Source organism: Kitasatospora sp. NEAU-69 (genome assembly GCF_057158765.1).
The window spans coordinates 180,089-201,453 of the sequence record NZ_JBWXUE010000003.1; the positions used below are offsets into that span (position 1 = coordinate 180,089).

At 73.9% G+C, this 21,365-nt stretch carries 17 protein-coding genes; 12 read left to right on the forward strand and 5 right to left on the reverse strand.

Going from position 1 to position 21,365, the window contains the following annotated elements:
- Positions 1–18: 18 nt before the first annotated feature.
- A complete protein-coding gene (locus AC060L_RS05100) occupies positions 19–783 on the forward strand; it encodes an SDR family NAD(P)-dependent oxidoreductase (protein WP_483797252.1) in 765 nt (254 codons plus the stop codon).
- A complete protein-coding gene (locus tag AC060L_RS05105; RefSeq protein ID WP_483797253.1) occupies positions 780–1,454 on the forward strand; it encodes a YdcF family protein in 675 nt (224 codons plus the stop codon). Before AC060L_RS05100 ends, AC060L_RS05105 begins: the two co-directional genes overlap by 4 nt.
- Positions 1,455–1,493: 39 nt before the next feature.
- Here AC060L_RS05105 and AC060L_RS05110 read toward each other — a convergent pair whose 3' ends face one another.
- A complete protein-coding gene (locus AC060L_RS05110; protein ID WP_483797433.1) occupies positions 1,494–2,582 on the reverse strand; it encodes an S-adenosylmethionine:tRNA ribosyltransferase-isomerase in 1,089 nt (362 codons plus the stop codon).
- 1 nt (position 2,583) lies between these two features.
- Positions 2,584–3,417, reverse strand: a complete 834-nt coding sequence (locus AC060L_RS05115; protein ID WP_483797254.1) for an SDR family NAD(P)-dependent oxidoreductase — start codon at positions 3,415–3,417, stop codon at positions 2,584–2,586.
- Between the two features lie 177 nt (positions 3,418–3,594).
- Between AC060L_RS05115 and AC060L_RS05120 the strand changes: the two genes are divergently transcribed.
- The 4 genes from AC060L_RS05120 to AC060L_RS05135 all read left to right on the forward strand — a co-directional run bounded on the left by AC060L_RS05120 (position 3,595) and on the right by AC060L_RS05135 (position 10,229).
- Positions 3,595–5,127, forward strand: coding sequence for an AMP-binding protein (locus AC060L_RS05120; RefSeq protein WP_483797255.1), 1,533 nt, complete (start codon positions 3,595–3,597; stop codon positions 5,125–5,127).
- 63 nt (positions 5,128–5,190) lie between these two features.
- Entirely contained in the window at positions 5,191–6,000 is an 810-nt protein-coding gene (locus AC060L_RS05125) for a TIGR03084 family metal-binding protein (protein ID WP_483797256.1), read from the forward strand.
- A gap of 93 nt (positions 6,001–6,093) precedes the next feature.
- Positions 6,094–7,053 (forward strand): catalase, encoded by a 960-nt coding sequence (locus AC060L_RS05130; protein ID WP_483797257.1) that lies wholly within the window; start codon positions 6,094–6,096, stop codon positions 7,051–7,053.
- 332 nt (positions 7,054–7,385) lie between these two features.
- Positions 7,386–10,229, forward strand: coding sequence for a helix-turn-helix transcriptional regulator (locus AC060L_RS05135; protein ID WP_483797259.1), 2,844 nt, complete (start codon positions 7,386–7,388; stop codon positions 10,227–10,229).
- Positions 10,230–10,253: 24 nt separating this feature from the next.
- Here AC060L_RS05135 and AC060L_RS05140 read toward each other — a convergent pair whose 3' ends face one another.
- Positions 10,254–10,925, reverse strand: coding sequence for a TetR/AcrR family transcriptional regulator C-terminal domain-containing protein (locus AC060L_RS05140; RefSeq protein ID WP_483797260.1), 672 nt, complete (start codon positions 10,923–10,925; stop codon positions 10,254–10,256).
- A gap of 160 nt (positions 10,926–11,085) precedes the next feature.
- Here AC060L_RS05140 and AC060L_RS05145 point away from each other — a divergent pair, with 160 nt between their 5' ends.
- From AC060L_RS05145 to AC060L_RS05155, 3 genes are all read left to right on the forward strand, one after another.
- The gene (locus tag AC060L_RS05145; protein ID WP_483797261.1) at positions 11,086–12,630 is read left to right on the forward strand and encodes an APC family permease; all 1,545 of its coding nucleotides are present in this window, start codon (positions 11,086–11,088) and stop codon (positions 12,628–12,630) included.
- Between the two features lie 210 nt (positions 12,631–12,840).
- A complete protein-coding gene (locus tag AC060L_RS05150; RefSeq protein WP_483797262.1) occupies positions 12,841–14,013 on the forward strand; it encodes a nitric oxide synthase oxygenase in 1,173 nt (390 codons plus the stop codon).
- Between the two features lie 137 nt (positions 14,014–14,150).
- A complete protein-coding gene (locus AC060L_RS05155; RefSeq protein WP_483797263.1) occupies positions 14,151–14,984 on the forward strand; it encodes a hypothetical protein in 834 nt (277 codons plus the stop codon).
- Positions 14,985–15,069: 85 nt separating this feature from the next.
- On the opposite strand, the gene AC060L_RS05160 is transcribed toward AC060L_RS05155, so the two are convergent.
- Positions 15,070–15,777 (reverse strand): TetR/AcrR family transcriptional regulator, encoded by a 708-nt coding sequence (locus AC060L_RS05160; protein ID WP_483797264.1) that lies wholly within the window; start codon positions 15,775–15,777, stop codon positions 15,070–15,072.
- 129 nt (positions 15,778–15,906) lie between these two features.
- Here AC060L_RS05160 and AC060L_RS05165 point away from each other — a divergent pair, with 129 nt between their 5' ends.
- Genes AC060L_RS05165 through fabG form a run of 3 tightly spaced genes read left to right on the forward strand, consistent with a single transcriptional unit; the run spans position 15,907 to position 19,045 of the window.
- Positions 15,907–17,070 carry an acyl-CoA dehydrogenase family protein gene (locus tag AC060L_RS05165; protein WP_483797266.1) on the forward strand — a complete coding sequence of 388 codons (1,164 nt, stop codon included), beginning with the start codon at positions 15,907–15,909 and terminating at the stop codon, positions 17,068–17,070.
- 14 nt (positions 17,071–17,084) lie between these two features.
- Positions 17,085–18,272, forward strand: coding sequence for a thiolase family protein (locus AC060L_RS05170; RefSeq protein ID WP_483797267.1), 1,188 nt, complete (start codon positions 17,085–17,087; stop codon positions 18,270–18,272).
- A gap of 14 nt (positions 18,273–18,286) precedes the next feature.
- Positions 18,287–19,045 (forward strand): 3-oxoacyl-ACP reductase FabG, encoded by a 759-nt coding sequence (fabG, locus tag AC060L_RS05175; RefSeq protein WP_483797268.1) that lies wholly within the window; start codon positions 18,287–18,289, stop codon positions 19,043–19,045.
- Between the two features lie 68 nt (positions 19,046–19,113).
- On the opposite strand, the gene AC060L_RS05180 is transcribed toward fabG, so the two are convergent.
- Positions 19,114–21,186 (reverse strand): hypothetical protein, encoded by a 2,073-nt coding sequence (locus AC060L_RS05180; protein ID WP_483797269.1) that lies wholly within the window; start codon positions 21,184–21,186, stop codon positions 19,114–19,116.
- Between the last annotated feature and the right edge of the window lie 179 nt (positions 21,187–21,365).

Below are 21,365 nucleotides of genomic sequence, written 5' to 3' on the forward strand. Positions count from 1 at the left end.
ACCGAAGGGGACCGGGTGATGGACGAGCGGCTGGCAGTGGTGTCGGGTGGCGGGACGGGCATCGGCAAGGCGATCGCGCGGGAGCTGGCGGCCGACGGCTGCCGGGTGGTCATCCTGGGCCGGCGTCCGGAAGTGCTGGAGCAGGCCCGCGCGGAGATCGACGCGGCCGTCGGCGCGCCCCGGGTGCTGCCGGTTCCGGTCGACCTGACCGATCCGCACCAGGTCACCGCCGCAGCGGCCCGGATCATCGAACTGGGCCCGGTGGACGTCCTGGTCAACAACGCGGGCGCGGTGATCACCCCGCCCGCCGACGACACGCTGCCCGCGCTGGCCGACGCCTGGCGCCGCGACCTGGACACCAACCTGCTGACCGCCGTGCTGCTCACCACAGCGCTGCAGGACGCGCTGTGCCGCCCGGGCGGCCGGCTGATCGTGATCAGCTCGGCCGCCGCCCAGCGCGGCGGCGCCGGCTCGCACTCGGCCGGCTCCTACGCGGCCGCGAAGGCCGCGCTGCACGGCTGGGCGTTCGGGCTGGCCCGGCTGCTCGGGCCGGACGGGATCACGGTGAACGTGCTCGCACCGGGGTACGTCGAGGAGACCGAGATCTTCGGTGCGCGCTGGAGCGAGGGCTTCCACCAGGAGAAGATCGCCGACACGCTGGTCGGCCGGGCCGGCACGCCGCAGGACGTGGCCTCGGCGGTCCGGTACATCGCCTCGCCGACCGCCGGCTACCTGACCGGTCAGGTGATCGGACTGAACGGCGGCGCGGTGCTGGGCCGATGAGCGGCTTCACCGGCGTCACCGGCGTCACCGGCGAGCAGCGGCGCGACGCCGAGTTGCTGTGGGAGTACCTCCAGCTGGGGCATCGCCTGCGCCGCTGCGACGCGGCGATCGGCCTGGGCAGTCACGATCTCGGGGTCCCGGACCGGGCGGCCGAGCTGTACCGGGCCGACTGCTTCCCCGTGATCGTCTTCACCGGCGGCCGCAACGCCGTGCACCCCGAGCTCTTCCCCGACGGCGAGGCCATCCGGTACCGCGAACAGGCGATCGCGCACGGCATGCCGGCCGCGGCCGTCCTGCTGGAGCCCCGGGCCGCGAACACCGGCGAGAACATCACCTTCTCCCGCGCGGTGCTGGCCACCGCGGGGATCGCGGTCGAGTCCGTCCTGCTGATCTCCAAGCCGTACGCGCAGCGCCGCGCCTTCGCGACCTGCCGCCGGCTCTGGCCGGAGGTCGAGGTGGTCTGCGCAGCGCAGCAGGTGGCGTTCGCACCGTACACGGCCGGGATCGGCGACGAGCGGCTGGTGGTCGACATGCTGGTCGGCGAGGTGCAGCGGATCATCGCCTACCCGGCGCTGGGGTTCACCATCGAGCAGCAGGTGCCCGGCGAGGTGCTGGCCGCGTTCGAGCGGCTGGCGGCGGGCGGATTCGAGCGGCGGCCGACCCGGCTCTGACCGCCACGGCTGCGTGGCGCTCGGGGGTGGGGTTGCGCGTCAGTCCGGCAGCAGCAGGTTGACGTCGCCGAACTCGTGCCAGAGGTAGCGGTGTTCCAGCGCCTGCGCGTAACAGCGGTCGAGCAGCGGCCGGCCGGCGATCGCCGCCAGCATCAGCAGGTGCGAGGCGCGCGGCTCGTGCCAGCCGGTGAGCAGGCCGTCCACCAGGCGGACCCCGCGCTCGGGCGTGATCACCAGGTCGGTCCAGCCGTCTGCGGCCCGCGCCCGGCCCGAGGGTGCGACGGCGGACTCCAGCGCCCGGACGGCCGTGGTGCCGACCGCGATCACCCGCCCGCCGCCGGAGCGGACGTGTTCGACCAGCCGGGCGGTGGTCTCCGGCACCCGGAAGCGCTCGGGGTACGGCGCCTCGTGCAGCTCCGGGGAGGCGACGCCGGTGTGCAGCGTGATCGGCGCGATCAGGATCCCGCGCGCGACCAGCGCACTGACCAGCTGGGCCGTGAACGGCCGGGCGGCGCTGGGCATCTCGCTGCTGCCGGGCTCGGTGGCGAAGACGGTCTGGTAGGCGGCGATCGGCCAGTCGCGGTCCACATAGCCGTACCGGATCGCCTTGCCGTGCCGGGCCAGGTAGCCGGTGAGCGAGCCGGGCAGTACGAGGCGGGCGTGCCAGAGGCGAGCGGTGTAGGCGGTGGTGAGCACGGCCTCGCCGCCCATCGGGAGGCTCAGCCGCAGCCCGGGTCGGGCCGGGGTCTCGGCGGGCGGGAAGTACTCCGGCGCCGTGGCGGTGGGCCGGCGCAGCTCGACCAGGTGGAGCCCGCGCGGGTCCGGCTGGGCCGAGCCGAGGTGCAGCGCGACCGGGCGGCCGTCGGGCAGCCGGGCCGGTAGCGCGGCCGGGAGGGTGGCGGAGTTGTTGACCACGAGCAGGTCACCCGGGCGCAGGACGGCGGGCAGATCGGTGAACGCGCGGTGCTTGGTCGCCGGGCCGGCCGGACCGTCCCGGTGCCCGACCAGCATCCGGACGCCGTCCCGGGCCAGCCCACGGGCCTCGGCCGGGGCGTGCGCGGACAGCTCGGGTGGGACCGTGAAGTCGAGGTCGAGCCGGAGGCCGGGGCCGCCGGAGGCCGCCGCCATCTCAGTCACCCACCGCGCTGAGCGTGCCGGCGGGCTCGGCCGGCACGTCGGCGGCCGGCGCGGCGAGCGGTGCGGTGAGCAGGTCGGCGGCGCGGAGGCGGCCGGAGGCGGGGCGCTCGCGCAGCAGCGTCCGGAACGCGGGGACCACCGTGCCCGGCAGCGGCCGGTCGGAGATGTCCTCGCCGGGGAACGCCTCCTGGTGCATCCGGGTCCGCATGTCACCGGGATCGACCGCCCAGACCCGCAGCTGCGGCTCCTCCGCGGCGAGCACGGCCGAGGCGTGGTCGAGCGCCGCCTTGCTGGCGCCGTAACCGCCCCAGCCCGGGTAGGCCGCCACCGCGGCGTCCGAGCTGACGTTGAGCACCGCGCCCTGGTGCTCGCGCAGCTGCGGCAGCACCAGCTGGGTCAGCGCGATCGGGGCGAGGACGTTGACCTCGAAGGTCTCCAGCAGTCCGGGCAGCGGGAAGTCCGCGAGCGTCGGCAGCGGCGCACCGCCGAGGTCGTACCCGGTCAGCGTGGAGGCGTTGTTGATCAGGAGCGTGGCGCCACCGAGCTCGGAGGCGGCCGCCGCGAGGTCGGCCCGGTGATCGTCGTCCACGACCGAGCCGGGCAGTGCGACGACCGGGCCGAGCGGGCGCAGCGCCGCCGCCGCGGCTGCGAGTTCGCCCTGGTGGCGCGCGGTGATCACCAGCTGCCAGCCGTCGATGGCGAGGGCGCGGGCGAGTTCGAGCCCGAGACCGCGCGAGGCACCGGTGACGACCGCGACCGGGCGTGCGGCGCTGCCGGAGTGGGCGGTGGGTGCTGAGTTCGGTGTGGTGGTCGGTGTGGTGGTCATGGGGGAACTGTCGCTCCACGAGGGGCCCGGACGGATCGGGCATCGGCCGGGGAACGGGGTGGTTCCTTGGGCGTAGGGCGCGCGACGCAGGTCCGAGGGTCTCGGCCGTACCCGCACGGTCAACGCGGTGCGCGCGTCCTCTAGCGCGAGGCGGACGGGCGGGGCCAGAGTGGCGGAATGCAGACTCCACTGTCCGTCATGGACTTCCTCGACCGGGCCGAGCTGGTGTACGGGGACCGGATCGGGATCATCGACGAGCCGGTGCAGCCGGCCGAGTCCTGGGGCTCCTTGACCTACCGTCAACTCGCCGCCCGGGCACGGGCTCAGGCGGCCGGCCTGGACCGGCTCGGGATCGGTCCCGGCGAGCGGGTGGCGATCGTCTCGCAGAACTCGGCCCGCCTGATGACCGCCATGTTCGGCGTGAGCGGCTTCGGCCGGGTGCTGGTCCCGGTGAACTTCCGGCTGAAGGCCGAGGAGGTCGCCTACATCGTCGAGCAGAGCGGCGCGAGCCTGCTGCTCGTCGATCCCGAGCTGGACGAGGCACTGGCCGGGGTCGCCTGTGCCAGGCGGTACGTGCTCGGCGCCGCGAGCGATGCCGAGCTGTACGACTTCGAGCACGAACCGGTCCGCTACCCGATCGACGAGAACGACACCGCCACGATCAACTACACCAGCGGAACCACCGCTCGCCCCAAGGGCGTTCGGCTCACCCACCGGAACAACTGGCTGAACGCCACGCTGATGGCGCTGCACTTCGGCGCGAGTGATCGTGACGTGTACCTGCACACATTGCCCATGTTCCACGCGAACGGCTGGGGCATGCCCTTCGGCCTGACCGGGCTCGGCGCCCGGCACATCGTGCTGCGCAAGGTGGACGGCCCGGAGATCCTGCGCCGCGTCGAGCAGCACGGCGTGACGTTCCTCAGCGGGGCACCGGCCGTGGTCGCCACCGTGCTGGACGCGGCGGCCGACTGGGACGGTCCGATCCCCGGCCGCGACCGGGTCCGGATGATCGTGGCCGGCGCGCCGCCGCCGAGCAGCGTGATCGAGCGGGTCGAGGCCGAACTGGGCTGGGAGTTCATGCAGATCTACGGCCTGACCGAGACGTCCCCGGTGGTCACGGTGAACCGCTCGCGCGCCGAATGGGACCACCTGCCCCCCGCTGAGCGGGCCGAGAAGCTGGTCCGGGCCGGCGCGCCGGCGCTCGGCACCCAACTGCGGGTGGACGACTCGGGCGAGGTGCTGGTCCGCTCCAACACCGTGCTCGACGGCTACTGGGCGCAGCCGGAGGCCACCGCCGAGGCACTGGAAGCCGGCTGGTTCCACACCGGCGACGGCGGCAGGCTGGAGGACGGCTACCTGACCATCTCGGACCGCAAGAAGGACGTCATCATCACCGGCGGCGAGAACGTCAGCTCGATCGAGGTCGAGGACGTGCTGTACCGCCACCCCGACGTCGCCGAGGTCGCGGTGATCGGCGTGCCGGACCGGAAGTGGGGTGAGACGGTCAAGGCGCTGGTGGTTCTCAAGCCGGGCCGCAGCGCCGATCAGGCAGCGCTGATCGCGCACTGCAAGACGCTGCTGGCCGGCTACAAGGCGCCCACCAGCGTGGAGTTCCGCGACGTGCTGCCGCGCACCAGCACCGGCAAGCTGCAGAAGTTCCGGCTCCGCGAGCCGTACTGGGCGGCACACACGCGCGGCGTCAACTGAGGCAACCCCGTCAAACCGAGGCAATCCCTGGAACCGAGCTACTCACAACCGAGGAGGTTCGCGATGGCCGAGATCAGCGCACTGCTCTCCGATCTGCGCGAGGAGGGCGACGAACTCGACGCCCTGGTAGCTGAACTGGACGAGAAGGGGTGGAGCACCGGCACCCCGGCACCGGGCTGGACGATCGCCCACCAGATCGCGCACCTGGCCTGGACCGACGACTGGTCACTGCGGGCCGTCCGCGAGCCGGCCGGGTTCCACCCGGCGGCGACCGAACTACTCAGCGGCCCGGCCGAGTTCGACGCGATCGTGGACCACGGCGCGGCCGTCGGTGCGGCGCTCGCACCGGCGGCGCTGCTGGCCGACTGGCGGGCCGGGCGGGCCGAGCTGCTCTCCGCGCTGGCCGAGGTGCCGGCCGGCACCAGGCTGCCGTGGTTCGGCCCGCCGATGAAGGCACCCTCGATGGCCACCGCGCGGATCATGGAGACCTGGGCGCACGGCGAGGACGTCGCCGAAGCGCTCGGCGTCACCCGGGCGCCGACCGCCCGGCTGCGGCACATCGCGCATCTGGGCGTGCGGACCATGGGCTTCGCGTTCTCGGCGCACGGACTGGCGGTGCCGAGCGAGCCGATCCGGGTCGAGCTGACCGGACCCGGCGGCGAGGAGTGGAGCTGGGGGCCGGAGGAGGCCGAGGACCGGATCAGCGGGCCGGCACTGGACTTCTGCCTGCTGGTCGCGCAGCGCCGCCACCCGGCGGACCTCGCGCTGACCGCGCGCGGGCCGGTCGCCACCGCCTGGGTGCCGATCGCCCAGGTCTTCGCGGGGCCGCCCGGCATCGGCCGGGAGCCACAGGGGTGGACCCAGTCGTCCTGACGGATCCGCGCGCGGGCGGGCAGCGGTGAGGCTGGGGTCTGACGACAGGCCCCAGGGCCAGCCCCTGCCCGCACGCGACGCCGAAGGACCGTCATGCCCCACTCCCCCGAGACCAGTGCTGCTCTCGTGGACCGGATCGCCGCGGCCACCGGCCAGGACGCCGCGCCCGGCGGCCGGGATGCCCGCACCCGGCTGCTGCACGCCCGCGGTGTCTGGGCGGCCGGCCGCTTCACCGCCACCGCGCAGGCCGGGCGCTGGAGCACCGCCGCGCTCTTCGACGGCGCGCCGGTGCCGGCCACCGTGCGGTTCTCCAGCACGCTCGGCGGGCCGGGCGGGCACGACGCGGCGCCCGGGGACCAGGGGATGGCGGTACGCCTGCGGCCGGTCCGCGGCGGGCCGGCCGACCTGCTCGCGTTCACGCTGCCGGTCTTCTTCGTCCGGCGCGGGGCCGACCTGGTCGCCTTCCTGCAGGCCACCGCGCCGCTCGCCGCGACCGGTGCCCCGGACCCGGCCGCCATCGAGGGCTTCCTGGCGGCGCACCCCGAGGCGCGCTATGCCTGGCGGTACGCGCAGGCGCGGGCGCAGGGCGGACCGGTCGTCTCGTTCGCGGGTCTGACGTACCACGCGGTGCACGCGTTCGGCCTGCGGGACGGCGCGCAGGCGGTGCGCTGGGCGCGGCTGAGCTGGGCGCCGGAACAGCCGCCGCCCGCACAGCCGCCGCCGGCCGCAGGCGCCGCTCGCGGACCCGCCACCGGCCCGGCCGCCGACCACCTGCGCACCGAGCTGGTGCAGCGACTGCCGGCCAGGTTCCGGCTGACCGCGCAGCTGCCCGCCCCGCAGGACCCGCTGCACGATCCGACCACGCCGTGGTGCGGCGTGGACCGGGTGCCGCTCGGCACCCTGGAGCTGACCGAGGTGCTGCGCGAACCGCCGCTGCCGGAGCCGGAGTTCGACCCGCTGCGACTGCCGGGCGGGATCTGCCCGCCACAGGACCGGCTGGCCGCCGACCGCAGTGCGCTGTACGCGGCCGCCCGGGCCCGCCGCCGAGCCTGACCGGCGCGGATCCGGGCTCAGGCCCGCGGCCGTGCCCGAGCACGCGCCCGCGTCCCGCGTCCGTGCTTCGCAGGCCCGGTGCCGGCCGGGGCGGCTGCTCCCCTCGCGGCAGCCGCACCGGCCCGCACCGGCCCGCACCGCGCCAAGCTAGCCACCAGGTGACCGGCACGTGATCAGTCATCGAATCTGTCACTCCGCCCGGCGCCCGCTCGGCATGCCCACAGATCCCCAGGTCAGCGCCGCCGGGCGCCCCCTGGTCCAGACCTGGCGTGTCCCAGATCACCCCCGATTGCCGAGCCGGGTTGACGGTGATCACTTAGGCTCAGGTCGAGATGTGGGGAAGACGTGCAGAGTACGACCGGGTCGCGGAGCTGACCGAACGGGTCCGCGGCGGTTCCGGCGGGGTGCTGGCCGTCACCGGCGAGGCGGGGATGGGCAAGTCCTTCCTGCTCGACCGGGTGGCAGCGGCGGCATCGGCAGAAGGAGCAGCAGAGGTAGCGGCAGAGGCACCGGCACCGGCCACGGAGCTGACGGTGCTGCGCTGCCGGGGGCTGCGCAGCGAGGCCGACCTGCCGTTCGCCGGGCTGCACGAGCTGTTCTGGACGCACGAGCCGGTGATCGACGAGCTCGCGCCGGCCCAGCGCACGGCACTGCGCGCCGCGCTCGGGCTCGGCGACGGCCGCACCGACCGGCTGGCCGTCTCGGTCGCGGTGCTCCGGCTGCTGACCCGGCTGGCCGAGCAGCGCCCGGTACTGGTGCTGGTGGACGATCTGCACCGGCTGGACCCGGACTCGGTGGCCGCGCTGCTCTTCGCCGCGCGCCGGCTCGCCCACGACCCGGTGGCCCTGGTGGTCACCGCGCGGGACGGCACCGACTGGGACCCGACCGCCTGGGGCCTGCCGGTGGTGGAGCTGGCGCCGCTCAGCCACGCGGACTCGCTGGCGCTGCTCGCGGGTGACGGCTTCTCGGGCCCGCCGGAGCAGCTGGACCGGCTGGTCGCCGCGGCGGGCGGCAATCCGCTGCTGCTCGTGGAGCTCGCCGCGCAGGGCCCGGACGGCGCGCCGACCAGCCGCCGGGTGCGCGGCAGCCTGCTCGCCGACGTCCCCGCGCTCTCGCCCCGGGCCGGCCGCTTGCTGCTGCTCGCGGCGACCGAGGAGGAGCAGGAGGTCGGCGTCCTGCTCCGGGCGGCGGCCGGCGAGGGCATCGAGCCCGAGGTGCTGGACGAGCTCACCACGACCCGGCTGCTGGAGTCCCGGGAGGGCAGGATCGGTTTTCGGCTGCCCCTCGCCCGGCAGGCGGTCTACGAGGAGGCCGGCCCCGCGGCCCGCGCCGCCGCGCACCGCGCGCTGGCCGCGGTGACCGAGGGCGATCGGCGGATCTGGCATCTGGCCGCGGCCGCGGGCGGGCCGGACGAGCAGGTCGCCGGGCTGCTGACCACGCACGCGGGCGACTGCCTGCGCCGTGGCGCGCCGTCCACGGCCGTCCGGGCGCTGGTCCGGGCGGCCGAGATCGGCCTGGCCGGCGAACCGCAGGCGCGCCGGCTGACCGCCGCTGCCGAGGCCGCCTGGCAGGCCGGCGACCAGGCGGCGGTGCGGCGACTGGTCGGGCAGATCGGGCCGGAGTGGTCGGACGGCCCCGAATGGTCGAGCCCGCCGGCCGAGCCGGCCGACGCCGCGAGCCACCCCGGCGACACCGGCAACGCGGGTGGCACCAGCGAAGCCCGCCAAGCGCTGCACGGCCGGGTGCTGGCACTGCGCGGCCTGGGCGAGTACTTCGCCGGCGACGCCCGCGCCGCCCGCGCCCTGCTGACCCGCGCCGCCCGTGCGCTGGCCGCCCCCGATCCCGACCGGGCCGCCGAGCTGCTGGCCATCGCGCTGCGCGCCGCCTGGGCCGCCGACGCCTACCAGTCGGTCGCCGAACTCGGCCGGCTGGCAGGCACGTTGTTCGATCCGGCCGGCCCCAATGCGGCCCGGCTGCGGGCCCTGGTCACGATGAGCGCCGGACGGCCGCCGGAGACCGACGGCGGGCCCGGCCCGGATGTCGCCGGAATCTCCCGCTGGATGGTCGCACCCGCGCCGCTGCTCGCGGTGCACGGCGCCGAGGCGCCGGCCCTGGACCGCTACGCCGAGCAGGAGGAACGGCTGCGCGGCGCGGGCGCGTTGGGCCCGCTCTCGGTGCTGCTCAGTCAGCGGGCCAGCCTGGAGGTGGTCAGCGGCCGTTGGAGCTCGGCCGTCGGCCACGCCGACGAGGCCGTCCGGCTGGCGCAGCAGGCCGGCCAGCACGGCACGGTCGCGGTGGCGGAGAACGTGCTCTCCTGGGTGGCCGCGCTGCAGGGCCGGGCGGCGGACTGCCGGGAGCCGGCCGAGCGGGCCGTCCGGTACGGCACGGCGCACGGCAACAACGCGATCGTCGCAGCCGCGTACTCGCACCTCGGCCTGCTGGAACTGGGTGCCGGGCGACCGGACGCGGCCGTGGAGCTGCTGCTGCCGATCACCCGGCCGCACCACCCGGGCGCGCACCGGGTGTTCGCCGCGCTGACCGGCGTGGATCTGGCCACGGCGGCGCTCTGGTCCGGCCGCCGCGGGGAAGTCCGCGAGCAGCTCGGCAGGTTGGCCGAGCTCGGCGTCGTCTCCCCACTGCCCTGGGCCCGTTCGGCCGCGCACTGCGTGCTGGCGCTGCTCGCCATGGAGAGCGGCGAGGACGAGCCGACCGGGATCGGGGACGGCGACGAGCTGGTGGCCGATCACTTCGCGGCGGCACTGGCGGCCGGAGCCCTGGCCGGACGGCCGTTCGAGCTGGCCCGGGTCCGACTGCTGCACGGCGAGTGGCTGCGCCGCCGTCGGCGCCGGGCGCAGGCGCTGGTCGGCCTGCGCGCCGCGTTCGAGACCTTCGACCGGCTCGGCGCAGCCCCCTGGCGCGACCGCGCCCGCCGGGAACTCGGCCTGGCCGGCGAGCAGTTGGGCACCAGCACGGCCGGCCCGATGGACGGGCTGACGCCGCAGGAGCGGCAGATCAGCCGGCTGGCCGCCCGCGGCTTCACCAACCGGCAGATCGCGGACCGGCTGTTCCTGAGCCCGCGCACCGTCGGGTACCACCTGTACAACGTCTTCCCGAAGCTGGGCGTGCGCTCGCGCGCCCAACTGCGCGAGCTGCCTGGCCTGCTCGGCGAGGACTGACCCTCCCTCTGAGCTGATCCTCCGTCAGATCTTCTCGACAACCAGCCCGTTGAGCAGCAGCCGCAGCGCCAGCTCGAAGCCGCGGTCGTCCAGGCCGCCCGGTCCGCCGCCTCGGGCGGCCGAGGCGTCCAGTGCGCCGGCCAGCGCCGGATACTCGGGCCGGTAGTCCGCGGCCGGGCGGGTGAAGCCCTCGGTGAAGGTCTCCAGCGCCGAGCCGAGCACCAGGTAGTCCAGCGCGGCCGCGGCCTCGGCGGCGTCGGCCGGGGCCAGCCCGGCCCGGCCGAGCGCGGCGAGCAGCGCGTCGTAGCCGAGCAGCTGGCGATCCGCCTCGACCCGGCGACGGGCCAGCAGCGCGATCGTGTTCGGGTGCCGCAGGAAGACCCGCCGGTAGCCGCGCGCGTACTCGGCGATCGCGGCCCGCCAGTCGGCACCGCCACTGTCGACACCACCACCGTCTCCACCGCTACCGACCGCAGTCGCGGCCACATGCAGCGGACCGTGGTCGATCTCGGCGTTGACCAGCTCGGCGAGCGCGTCCAGCAGCTCGTCCTTGCCGGCCACGTGGTTGTAGAGCGAGGCAGCCTTCACCCCCAGCCGGTCGGCGAGCGCCCGCATGGTGAGACCGCCCGGGCCGTCCTGATCGACCACCGCGAGCGCCGCCCGGGCGATGTTCTCCCTGCTCAGCAGCGCTTTCACCGGCCGCCCCACGCCCCACCCCCACTCCTGGTGCCACTCCTGATTCCCGGCGCCAGATTACAGCCCGGTGTCGCCCCTTCCCCTCGCCCGGCCCGGTGCTCTACCGTCCCGGACTAACTAAGTTAGTTTTACGCCCCCACCCACCCCCAGGCGGACCCGCATGACAGAACACCTCCCGCACCGGCAGCCCGGCGACAGCGAACGGCTGGCCGCCCTCGGCTACCGCCAGGAACTGCGCCGCAGCCTCGGCGTCCTCGGCAACATCGCGATGGGCTTCGCCGTCGTCTCCCCCGTCGTCGGCCTCTACGCCGTCGCCCAACTCGGCCTGAGCATCGACGGCGGCGCCTGGGTCTGGGCACTGCCGGTCTGCCTGCTCGGCCAGGTCCTGGTGGTCTGCGTCTACTCCGAGCTCGCCTCGCAGTGGCCGCTGGCCGGCGGTGCGTACCAGTGGACCCGCCGGCTCGCCAGGCCGTCCTTCGCCTGGCTGAGCGGCTGGCTCTGGCAGTTCGCGGTGATGTTCGCGAACACCACGGTCGCCTACCTCGCCTCCCCCTGGGTCTTCGCGCTGTTCGGCGCGACCCCGACACCGGCCCTGCTCGTGCTGGTCTCGGCCGGCTTCACGCTGCTCTGCGCGCTGGTCAACGCCTACGGGATCAACCTGCTGCGCTGGTTCGTCTCGCTCGGCATCGCGGCCGAGGCGATCGCCTCGGTGCTGGTCGGCGTCTCGCTGCTGCTCCTCTTCCGCAAGCACGGCTTCGCGTTGCTCACCGACACGCTCGGCGCACCGGCCGCGAACGGCACCACCGGCCTGGCGGCCTTCCTGGCCGTGGTCGCGGTCGGCGGCTGGGCCTTCATCGGCTTCGACGCCTGTGTGTCGACCGCCGAGGAGACCAAGGACGCGGGCCGCCAGGTGCCGCGCGCGATGTGGTACGCGCTGCTGAGCGTCGGCGCGGTGGTGATCCTGAACGCGGTCGGGGTCGCGCTGGCCCATCCGGACCCGGCCGCGGTGGTGGCCGGCAAGGACCTCGACCCGGTCACCACGGCCGTCACCAGCTCGTTCGGCGACTGGTCGGCCAAGCCGTTCGTCCTGGTCGTGCTGGTCAGCTTCACCGCCTGCCTGATGGCCTCGCAGGGCGGCGCGGCCCGCGGGCTGTACTCGCTGGCCCGGGACGGCGTCTTCCCGTTCTCGGCGAAGGTGCGCAAGGTCAACAAGCACCAGGCGCCGATCGGCGGGCTGGTCGCGGCCACCCTGATCAGCTGTGCGGCACTGCCGCTCGGGCTGAAGGCGACCGCGATGGGCAGCCTGATCACCTTCGGCAGCGCGGCGACCTTCCTGCCGTTCTTCCTGCTGACGCTCGCCGCACTGCTCGCCCGGCTGCGCGGCTGGCGGCCGTCCGGCGAGGTCGTCTACGGCCGGGCGGGTACCGTGCTGAACGCGCTCGCAGTGCTCTGGACCGGCCTGGAGGTGGTCAACATCTGCTGGCCGCGGGCGATTCTGGCCCCGCCCGGAGCGCCCTGGTACCAGGTCTGGGCCGCGCTGCTCGGGGTCGGCACGGTGACCCTGATCGGAGTCGCCTACCTGCTGGTGCGCCGGCCGCACGAGCGGATGGCGGCTGCCGACGCGACCATCGCGGAGCAGGGGCAGGAGTCGGAGCAGGGCCAGGACCAGCGCTCTGACCAGCGCCCGGAGAGTCGGATGGCATGAGCATTACAAAAACTCCGCAAGATCCGCCAGCATAGCGCGTGCCGGGTGGACCCCGTGCAGACTTCGGTCACTCCGGCACACTCATGCGATTACCTGCGGTATTCATAAGGCCGGAAACCGCTGGGGGGCGGGAAAGGACGTCCTGTGATCTTCAGCCGGATACGCACCGGAAGGCGCGCCACGGCCCCTGCGGCAGCAGCGGTCTGCCCGATGGGCCATGGCAGCGGCCCCGTCGGCGGCGGCCCGACCGTCCGCGAGCAGGAACGGCGGGTGTCGGCCGGCCTGTTCACGCCGCCCTTCACCGACTCCGGCGAGGCGGAGGCCTTCATCCGGCAGTTCTACACCGAGCAGCCGGAGGCCGGCGACCCGCAGCCGCGCGTGCGCGAGGTGCTCGACGAGATCGACCGGACCGGCACCTACCAGCACACCTCCGAGGAGCTGACCTTCGGCGCCAAGGTGGCCTGGCGCAACGCCGCCCGCTGCATCGGCCGGCTGTACTGGCGCAGCCTGGTGGTCCGCGACATGCGCGCGCACTCCTCGGCGGACGACATCGCCGAGCAGTGCTTCGAGCACCTGCGGATCGCCGGCAACGGCGGCCGGATCCGGCCGGTGATCAGCATCTTCGCCCCCGACCGCCCGGGCCGCCCCGCACCCCGGATCCTGAACAACCAGCTGGTCCGCTACGCCGGCCACCCGGACCCCTCCGGCACCGGCTGGATCGGCGACCCGGCCGGCGGGCCGCTCGCCGCCCGCGCCGCCGAGCTGGGCTGGAAGCGCGGCGACGGCCGGTTCGACGTGCTGCCGCTGCTGATCCAGGAGCGGCCGGACGAGCAGCCGCACTGGTACGAACTGCCGGACGACAGCACGCTGGAGGTGCCGCTCAGCCACCCCTCGTACGCCTGGTTCGCCGAGCTGGGCCTGCGCTGGTACGCGGTGCCCGCGATCAGCGACACCACGCTGGAGATCGGCGGCATCCGCTACCCGGCCGCGCCGTTCAACGGCTGGTACATGGGCACCGAGATCGGCGCCCGCAACCTCGTCGACGCGGACCGCTACGACCTGCTCGGCGAGGTGGCCGAGCGGCTCGGCCTGGACACCTCGCACGAGCGCACGCTCTGGCGGGACCGGGCGCTGGTCGAGATCAACGTGGCCGTGCTGCACTCCTACCACCGGGCCGGCGTGACGATCGCCGACCACCACACCGAGTCGGCGCGGTTCCTCAAGCACCTGGCCCGGGAGGAGGAGCTGGGTCGGTCCACCCCGGTGGACTGGAGCTGGATCGTGCCGCCGGTGTCGGGCGGACTGACCCCCGTCTACCACCGGTACTACGACCCGGTGGACCCCGCGCTGCGCCCGGCCTTCGTGGCCCGCACGCCCTGGTAGCGCTGGTGACCCCGGCGACCACCGGGGCTCCCCGGTGGTCGCCCCGGGCAACCACCCCGACGTCGTGGCAGGTCAGAGCATCCTCTACGTTTGGATCACACATCCTACGTATTCCAATGCCTGGGGGGATTCTGACCATGCGTAAGACCATCAACCGCCGGATCGCCGGCGCCGCACTCGTGGTGGGCCTGCTCGGCGCGGGCGCACCGGTGCTCGCCGCACCCGCTTTCGCCGACACCGCGTCGACCACCGCCACGAAGACCACCACCACCACCACCACCGACGGTGGCGTGCCCTCGTTCAGCGACCTGCTGCGCGGCGTCGAGGTCAACTGGGCCGAGAGCCACTGGAACTGGACGGCGTGGAACGACAGCACGCCGGTCGCGTTCGGTGCCGACCAGGACAACTACCAGTGCGCCGAGTACGTCGCCCGCGCGCTCGCCGCGGCCGGCCTGGTGCCCGGGCTCGGCCCGGACGACTCGCAGGACGCCTACTTCAACTACACCGCGCCGAACGGCAAGACGTACGACCTGCTGCTGATCAGCGATCTTCCGCAGTACCACAACCTGTACGACTACCTGATGGACAGCCACCTCGGCACCGATGTCGGCGACCACCCCGAGCAGGCCCGTCCGGGCGACGTCGTCGTCACGTACGCCGGCCCGGGTGTCACCAAGAGCCACACCGGCCTGGTCGCGACCGCCGCCGACGGCACGAACGAGCCGACCGTCGACGCGCACAACCGCGCGCGCCTGCACTACGGCTACCACTTCTACGCGCCCTCGCACCTGATCCGGATCGAGCCGCTCGGCCTGCTGGACGGCTTCGCCCCGACCACCTCGCTGTTCGACAGCAAGCTGGCCGTCACGCCGAACAGCGCGGCGCCGAAGGCTGCCACGCCGAAGCTGAACGCCCCGAAGCTGAACGCGCCGCTGTACGGCCGCCAGGACCCGGCGGGCCCGCAGGTCTGACGCATTCTCAGCAATAGCGCCGGCGGCGGCCGCGATCCGGGTGACCCCGGGTCGCGGCCGCCGCCGGTTCCGCCCTCAGTCGCCCTCAGTCGTCCTCGGCAGCGGGCGGACCAGCGGACGGGGCATCGACGGCCGGCTGGGCACCGGCCGCGACGGTCCGCAGGTAGCGCAGCTCCAGACCGTCGAGCAGCGCCTCCAGACCGGTCTCGAACGCGCCCTCGTCGATCTGCCGCCGATGCTCGGCCAGCCGGTGCGCCTCGCCCAGGTGTGGGTACTCCCCCGCGTACAGCTCGGCGTCCTCCGGGAACCCGGCCGCGAACGAGCCGAGCGCCGAGCCGGTGATGAAGTAGCGCATCAGCGCGCCGATCCTGGTCGCCTGCCCGCGCGGCCAGCCGGCCGCGACCAGGCAGCCGAAGACCGCGTCGGCCAGCCGCAGCGCGTTCGGCCGCCGGCCGGGCCCCTGCGCGAGCACCGGCACGATGTGCGGGTGCGCGGCCAGCGCGGCCCGGTAGGAGCGGGCCCAGTCGCGCAGCGCCGTCCGCCAGTCCGTCCCACCCACAGCCCGGTCGGCGCCGAACATCCCCAGGTCCACCTCGCCCATCACGCTGTCGACCACCGCGTCGAGCAGCTCGTCCTTGGTCGCGAAGTGGTTGTAGAGCGAGGGCCCGCTGACCGAGAGCTCGGTCGCCAGCCGCCGGGTGGAGAGCGCGTCCAGCCCGTCGGCGTCCACCAGCGCCAGTGCGGCGCCGACGATCCGCTCGCGGCTGAGCAGCGGAGTGCGGGGCCGGGCCATGACGCTGACTCCTCCGGTCGGGTGGCGGGACGGTCATTCTCGCAGGGCTTCCCAGAGCGCCCCTTCCCAGATCGGTCCCGGGCGGGCTAGAGTCCAAAAAACTTGCACCGCTAGTTTAAGGGGCTGACGATGAACCTGGAACTCTCCGAGGAACAGGTCGCGGTCCGGGCGCTCGCGGCGGACTTCACCGATCGCGAGATCACGCCGTTCGCCGCCGACTGGGACCGCGCCGAGTCGGTCGACCGGGCGGTCATCGGCAAACTCGGCAAACTCGGTTTCCTCGGCCTGACCATCCCGGAGCAGTACGGCGGCAGCGGCGGCGACCACCTCGCCTACTGCCTGGTGCTGGAGGAGCTCGGCCGCGGCGACTCCTCGGTGCGCGGCATCGTCTCGGTCTCGCTCGGGCTGGTCGGCAAGTCGATCAACAGCTTCGGCACCGAGGAGCAGAAGCGGTACTGGCTGCCCCGGCTCTGCTCCGGCGACGCGCTCGCCTGCTTCGCGCTCACCGAGCCCGGCACCGGCTCGGACGCCGCCAACCTGACCACGAAGGCCGTCCGCGACGGCGACAGCTGGCTGATCAGCGGCTCGAAGATGTTCATCACGAACGGCACCTGGGCCGAGGTCGCGCTGGTCTTCGCCCGCACCGGCGGCACCGACCCGGAGAAGCTCGGCCACCGCGGCGTGACCGCCTTCCTGGTCCCGACCGCGACCCCCGGCTTCGAGCGCCGGGAGATCCACGGCAAGCTCGGCCTGCGCGGCCAGGCCACCGCCGAGCTGACCTTCGACCAGGTCCGGGTGCCCGACAGCGCGCGGCTCGGCCCCGAGGGCAAGGGCTTCACGGTCGCCATGGCCGCGCTCGCCAAGGGGCGGATGTCGGTCGCGGCCGGCTGTGTCGGCATCGTCCAGGCCTGCCTGGACGCGGCGGTGCGCTACGCCACCGAGCGCGAGCAGTTCGGCAAGCCGATCGCCTCCTACCAGCTGGTGCAGGAGCTGATCTCGGACATCTCGGTGGACCTGGACGCGGCCCGACTGCTGACCTGGCGGGTCGCCGACCACATCGAGCGCGGACTGCCGTTCGCCACCGAGTCCTCGGTCGCCAAGCTCTTCGCGAGCGAGGCCGCGGTGCGCGCCGCGAACAACGCGCTGCAGGTGTTCGGCGGCTACGGCTTCATCGACGAGTACCCGGTCGGCAAGCTGCTGCGCGACGCCCGCGTGATGACGCTCTACGAGGGCACCAGCCAGGTGCACAAACTCCTGATCGGCCGGTCGCTGACCGGCGTCAACGCGTTCTAGAACGGAGCCCAACGTTGCGTCCCGTCTACTTCGCCGCCGCCCGCCGTACCCCGATCGGGCGGCTGCGCGGTGCGCTCTCCACGGTCCGCCCTGACGACCTCTCGGCCGCCGTGCTGCGCCAACTGCTCGCCGACGTCCCCACCCTGGACCCGGCCCGGATCGACGACGTCTACTGGGGCGCCGCGAACCAGGCCGGCGAGGACAACCGCAACGCGGCCCGGATGGCCGTGCTGCTGGCCGGTCTGCCGGACAGCGTGCCCGGCGCCACCGTCAACCGGCTCTGCGCCTCCGGCCTGGAGGCCGTCACGATGGCGGCCCGCACGATCGCGGCCGGCGAGGCGGAGATCGTCGTCGCGGGCGGCTGCGAGTCGATGACCCGCGCGCCGTTCGTGCTGCCCCGCCCTGACGAGGCGCTGCCGCACAAGCTGGAGACCTTCGACACCAGGCTCGGCTGGCGCCTGACCAACCCCCGGATGCACGAGCTGCACGGCGTGCTGAGCATGGGCGAGACCGCCGAGCAGGTGGCCGAGCGCTACGCGATCAGCCGCGAGCGGCAGGACGCCTTCGCGCTGCGCAGTCACCAGCGCGCGGCGGCGGCCCGCAAGGACGGCCACTTCGACGCCGAGCTGTTCCCGGTGGTCCGCCCCGACGGCGTGACGGTCGATCAGGACGAGTGCATCCGCGAGGACACCAGCCTGGAGCGGCTCGCCAAGCTGAAGCCGGTCTTCAAGGCCGGCGGCACGGTGACCGCCGGCAACGCCTCGCCGATGAACGACGGCGCGGCCGGCCTGCTGCTGGTCAGCGAGGCGGCGCTGCACGAGCTCGGCCTGGAGCCGCTCGGCCGGTACGCCGCCGGTGCCTCGGCCGGTGTGCACCCGGACGTGATGGGCATCGGCCCGGTGCCGGCCACCCGCAAGGTGCTGGACCGGCTCGGCTGGCGGATCGAGGACGTGCAGGAGGCCGAGTTCAACGAGGCGTTCGCCGCCCAGGCGCTGGCCTGCGTGGAGCAGCTCGGCGTCGATCCGGAGCTGGTCAACCCGACCGGCGGCGCGATCGCGCTCGGCCACCCGCTGGGCGGCTCCGGCGCCCGGATCCTGACCACGCTGCTGCACCGGATGCGCCGCACCGGCGCCCGGCGCGGACTGGCCACCATGTGCGTCGGTGTCGGTCAGGGCACCGCCGTTCTCATCGACAACAGCTGAGGAGCAGTCGCAAGATGTCTCGTTTCAACGGTAAGGTCGCCGTCGTCACCGGCGCGGCGCAGGGCATCGGCGCGGCGACCGCCCAGCGGCTCGCCGAGGAGGGCGCCACGGTCGCCGTCGTCGACCTGACGGCCGAGCGGGCGCAGCAGACGGTGGACGCGATCACCGCGAAGGGCGGCACGGCGCGCGCCTACGGCTGCGACGTCGCCGACTACGACGCGGTGGCGGCCGTCTTCGAGCGGGTCAACACCGAGCTGGGCGGGCTGCACATCCTGGTGAACAACGCCGGGATCACCCGCGACAACCTGTTCTTCAAGATGCCCAAGGCCGACTGGGACGCGGTGCTGACGGTCAACCTGACCAGCGCCTACAACTGCAGCCACGTGGCGCAGAAGTACATGGTCGCGCAGCAGTACGGCAAGATCGTCTCGCTCAGCTCGCGCTCCGCGCTCGGCAACCGCGGCCAGGCCAACTACGCCGCCGCGAAGGCCGGCATCCAGGGCCTGACCGCCACGCTGGCGATCGAGCTCGGCCCGTTCAACATCAACGTGAACGCGGTGGCGCCCGGTTACATCGTCACCTCGATGACCGCCGCGACCGCCGAGCGGGTCGGTGCGACGCCCGAGGAGCACCAGGCCGAGGTGGCCGCGCGCACGCCGCTGCGCCGCGCAGGCAGGCCGGAGGAGATCGCCTCGGTGGTGGTCTTCCTGGCCAGCGAGGAGGCGTCCTACGTCAGCGGCCAGACGCTGTACGTCAACGGCGGCGCCCGCTGAGGCCGTTACGCGGGAGTGGGCGGTGGCCGAGGCCACCGCCCACTCCTTTCTTCAGTTATGACTCGGCGTCAGTTCCCGTAGTGCGGGCGCAGCGTGACGCTCAGGATGGTGCGGTACTCGGCGGGCTGGGCGGCCGGCACGGTGTACCGGGCGGCCGGGTCGGTGCCGTACGTCGCGCCGGTGCCCGGCAGCGGCTTCGGGGTGGAGTAGCCGGCGAAGAGCATGGTGAGCGTGCCGTTGTCGTTCTTCACCACGGTCGGGTCGTAGACGCGGCCGGAGTAGTAGCCGGAGACGTCCAGAGCGCCGCCGCCGGCCGCCTGCTTGGCGAGCGCCGAGAAGGTGTAGTCGGTGCCGATCAGCTTCTGCGGGGCGGACCAGGTCTGCCCGTCCTTCGAGGAGGAGTAGAAGATCTGGTTGAACGCGTCGCTGTCACCGTCGGCGGCGTAGGCGCCGGAGAGGAAGAGGCCGTAGCTGCCGTCCGGGTTGGTGACCACGGTGCCGCGCGAGCCAATCCAGCGCAGCACCGAGCCGCTGTTGCTGCCCGGGTCGCCGAGGCCGTTCACCTGGCCGAGGTCGGTGAAGTGCAGGCCGTCGGTGGTGTAGGCGGCGCGGACCACGGTGTAGTCCTCGTTGTTGCCGAAGAGCGACTTCGGCTTGTTCTTGCCCTCGCCGATCGCCGCCAGCTGCGCGTACGGGACGGTCGCGGCGCCCGGTGCGCCGACGCTGCTGCCCTTGGCCACCGTGCCGGTGCCGCCGGTGCAGCCGGTCAGGTCGGTGGCGTCGGCGCCGGTGCAGCTGACCTGCACGATGCCGGCCGGGGTGCCCAGGCTGACCGTCACCGAGCCGCCGGCGGGCTTCAGCTGCGAGGTGTCGCCGACCGGCAGCGTCGCGGCGGGCAGCGTGACGGCGGCCGTGGTGGCGGTCGGCGTGTAGTAGTTGACGATCTTCTCGGTGTACAGCACCGCGACGCTGCCCTTCGGCGCACCCGGGTAGTGCGGGACGGTGCTGATGATGCCGTCGGGCGAGACCAGGCCGGAGGTCTGCATCGCGGTGGCCGGGATCACGGCGTCGGCCTTGATCGCGTCGCCGGCCGCGATGGCCACGCCGCCCGGGGTGCGGGTGGTGCAGCCGGTGAACGCGGTCGCGGTGGCGGCGTTGTCGTTGCAGTCCACGGTCACGCCGTCGACCGAGAAGTGGCCGGGCTGCTCGAAGTTCGCGGTGCTGCCGACGCTGATCGTCACGCCGTCGCCGCCCGGACCGGCCGGCACGCTCACCGCGGCGGTGGCGGCCGTCGCGCCGCCCTGACCGACCGGATCGGCGGCCGGCAGGCCCGCCAGCGGGTCGCCGTCCTTCGGGGTGAGGTGGTGGACGATCAGGTTGGTGCCGAGCGCGTCACCGGACGGGCGGGAGAGCGTGTAGAGCAGCTCGCCGCGGTGGCCGGTGCCGGCGTAGTCGGGCACGGTCAGCGTGAAGGCGTGGCCCTGGCCGTCGTCGTTGGTGTTGCCGTTCGGGCACAGGCCCGCGTTCTGCTCCAGCGCCTCGCCCGCGTACTTCCAGGTCTTGCCGTGGTCGGTGGAGGTGGCGGCGACCACCGCCTCGTCGCCGTCCTTCGGGCGGTAGTCGAACAGGCCGTGCAGCGTGTCGCCGCCGTCCTGGCTGGTCACGAACGGGAAGTAGTACGGCTGCATCGGCAGCGTGGTGCCCTTGGGCTGGCGGACCACGCTCCCGGTCTCCGGCGTGGCGCCACCGCTCGCGCAGTAGCCGGTGAGCGGGCCGGGGCTGCCGGTGACACCGCTGGCGGCCGGCACGCTGCCGGAGCCGGCCGGGTCCACGGCCAGGTTCGGGTAGGTGGTGCCGCCGGCCGTGATGGTGCCGGTGCCGCCGCCCGCGTAGACCGGCAGGCTGTTGCTGTACGAGGAGCCGAGCGTCAGGTCGCCCTGGGCGAGCGTCCACGGGCCGCCCTTGACCTTGTCCACCACCGGGGTGCCGACGCTCCAGCTGACGGCGCCGTGGCCGTGGTGCCGGCCCCAGAGACCGGCGTCGTCCTGACCGTTGGCGAGCGCGGGGGCGGCGGTGGCGGTGAGTGCGGCGAGCGTCGTGACGCCGATGGCGGCAGCGGTCGCGATCGGGCGACGTGGCATGGCTGTTCCCTCCCGGTAGCGGGCCGTGCGGGGGGAACCGCACGGGTCAGCGAGATCCTGGCCGGTGGTTCGGACCATTGGGAGTGGGTCGATCGAGAGTTCACCAGGCGTTCGCCGACGCCCCGAAGGAGCCTTTACCTCGACTTGACGGCACGTCCGATTCACTGATGGTCACGATC

Coding starts and splice junctions, on each gene's coding strand:
- AC060L_RS05100 (WP_483797252.1), top strand. CDS start 19: ATGGACGAGCGGCTGGCAGTGGTGTCGGGTGGCGGGACGGGCATCGGC.
- AC060L_RS05105 (WP_483797253.1), top strand. CDS start 780: ATGAGCGGCTTCACCGGCGTCACCGGCGTCACCGGCGAGCAGCGGCGC.
- AC060L_RS05110 (WP_483797433.1), bottom strand. CDS start 2,582: ATGGCGGCGGCCTCCGGCGGCCCCGGCCTCCGGCTCGACCTCGACTTC.
- AC060L_RS05115 (WP_483797254.1), bottom strand. CDS start 3,417: ATGACCACCACACCGACCACCACACCGAACTCAGCACCCACCGCCCAC.
- AC060L_RS05120 (WP_483797255.1), top strand. CDS start 3,595: ATGCAGACTCCACTGTCCGTCATGGACTTCCTCGACCGGGCCGAGCTG.
- AC060L_RS05125 (WP_483797256.1), top strand. CDS start 5,191: ATGGCCGAGATCAGCGCACTGCTCTCCGATCTGCGCGAGGAGGGCGAC.
- AC060L_RS05130 (WP_483797257.1), top strand. CDS start 6,094: ATGCCCCACTCCCCCGAGACCAGTGCTGCTCTCGTGGACCGGATCGCC.
- AC060L_RS05135 (WP_483797259.1), top strand. CDS start 7,386: ATGTGGGGAAGACGTGCAGAGTACGACCGGGTCGCGGAGCTGACCGAA.
- AC060L_RS05145 (WP_483797261.1), top strand. CDS start 11,086: ATGACAGAACACCTCCCGCACCGGCAGCCCGGCGACAGCGAACGGCTG.
- AC060L_RS05150 (WP_483797262.1), top strand. CDS start 12,841: ATGGGCCATGGCAGCGGCCCCGTCGGCGGCGGCCCGACCGTCCGCGAG.
- AC060L_RS05155 (WP_483797263.1), top strand. CDS start 14,151: ATGCGTAAGACCATCAACCGCCGGATCGCCGGCGCCGCACTCGTGGTG.
- AC060L_RS05160 (WP_483797264.1), bottom strand. CDS start 15,777: ATGGCCCGGCCCCGCACTCCGCTGCTCAGCCGCGAGCGGATCGTCGGC.
- AC060L_RS05165 (WP_483797266.1), top strand. CDS start 15,907: ATGAACCTGGAACTCTCCGAGGAACAGGTCGCGGTCCGGGCGCTCGCG.
- fabG (WP_483797268.1), top strand. CDS start 18,287: ATGTCTCGTTTCAACGGTAAGGTCGCCGTCGTCACCGGCGCGGCGCAG.
- AC060L_RS05180 (WP_483797269.1), bottom strand. CDS start 21,186: ATGCCACGTCGCCCGATCGCGACCGCTGCCGCCATCGGCGTCACGACG.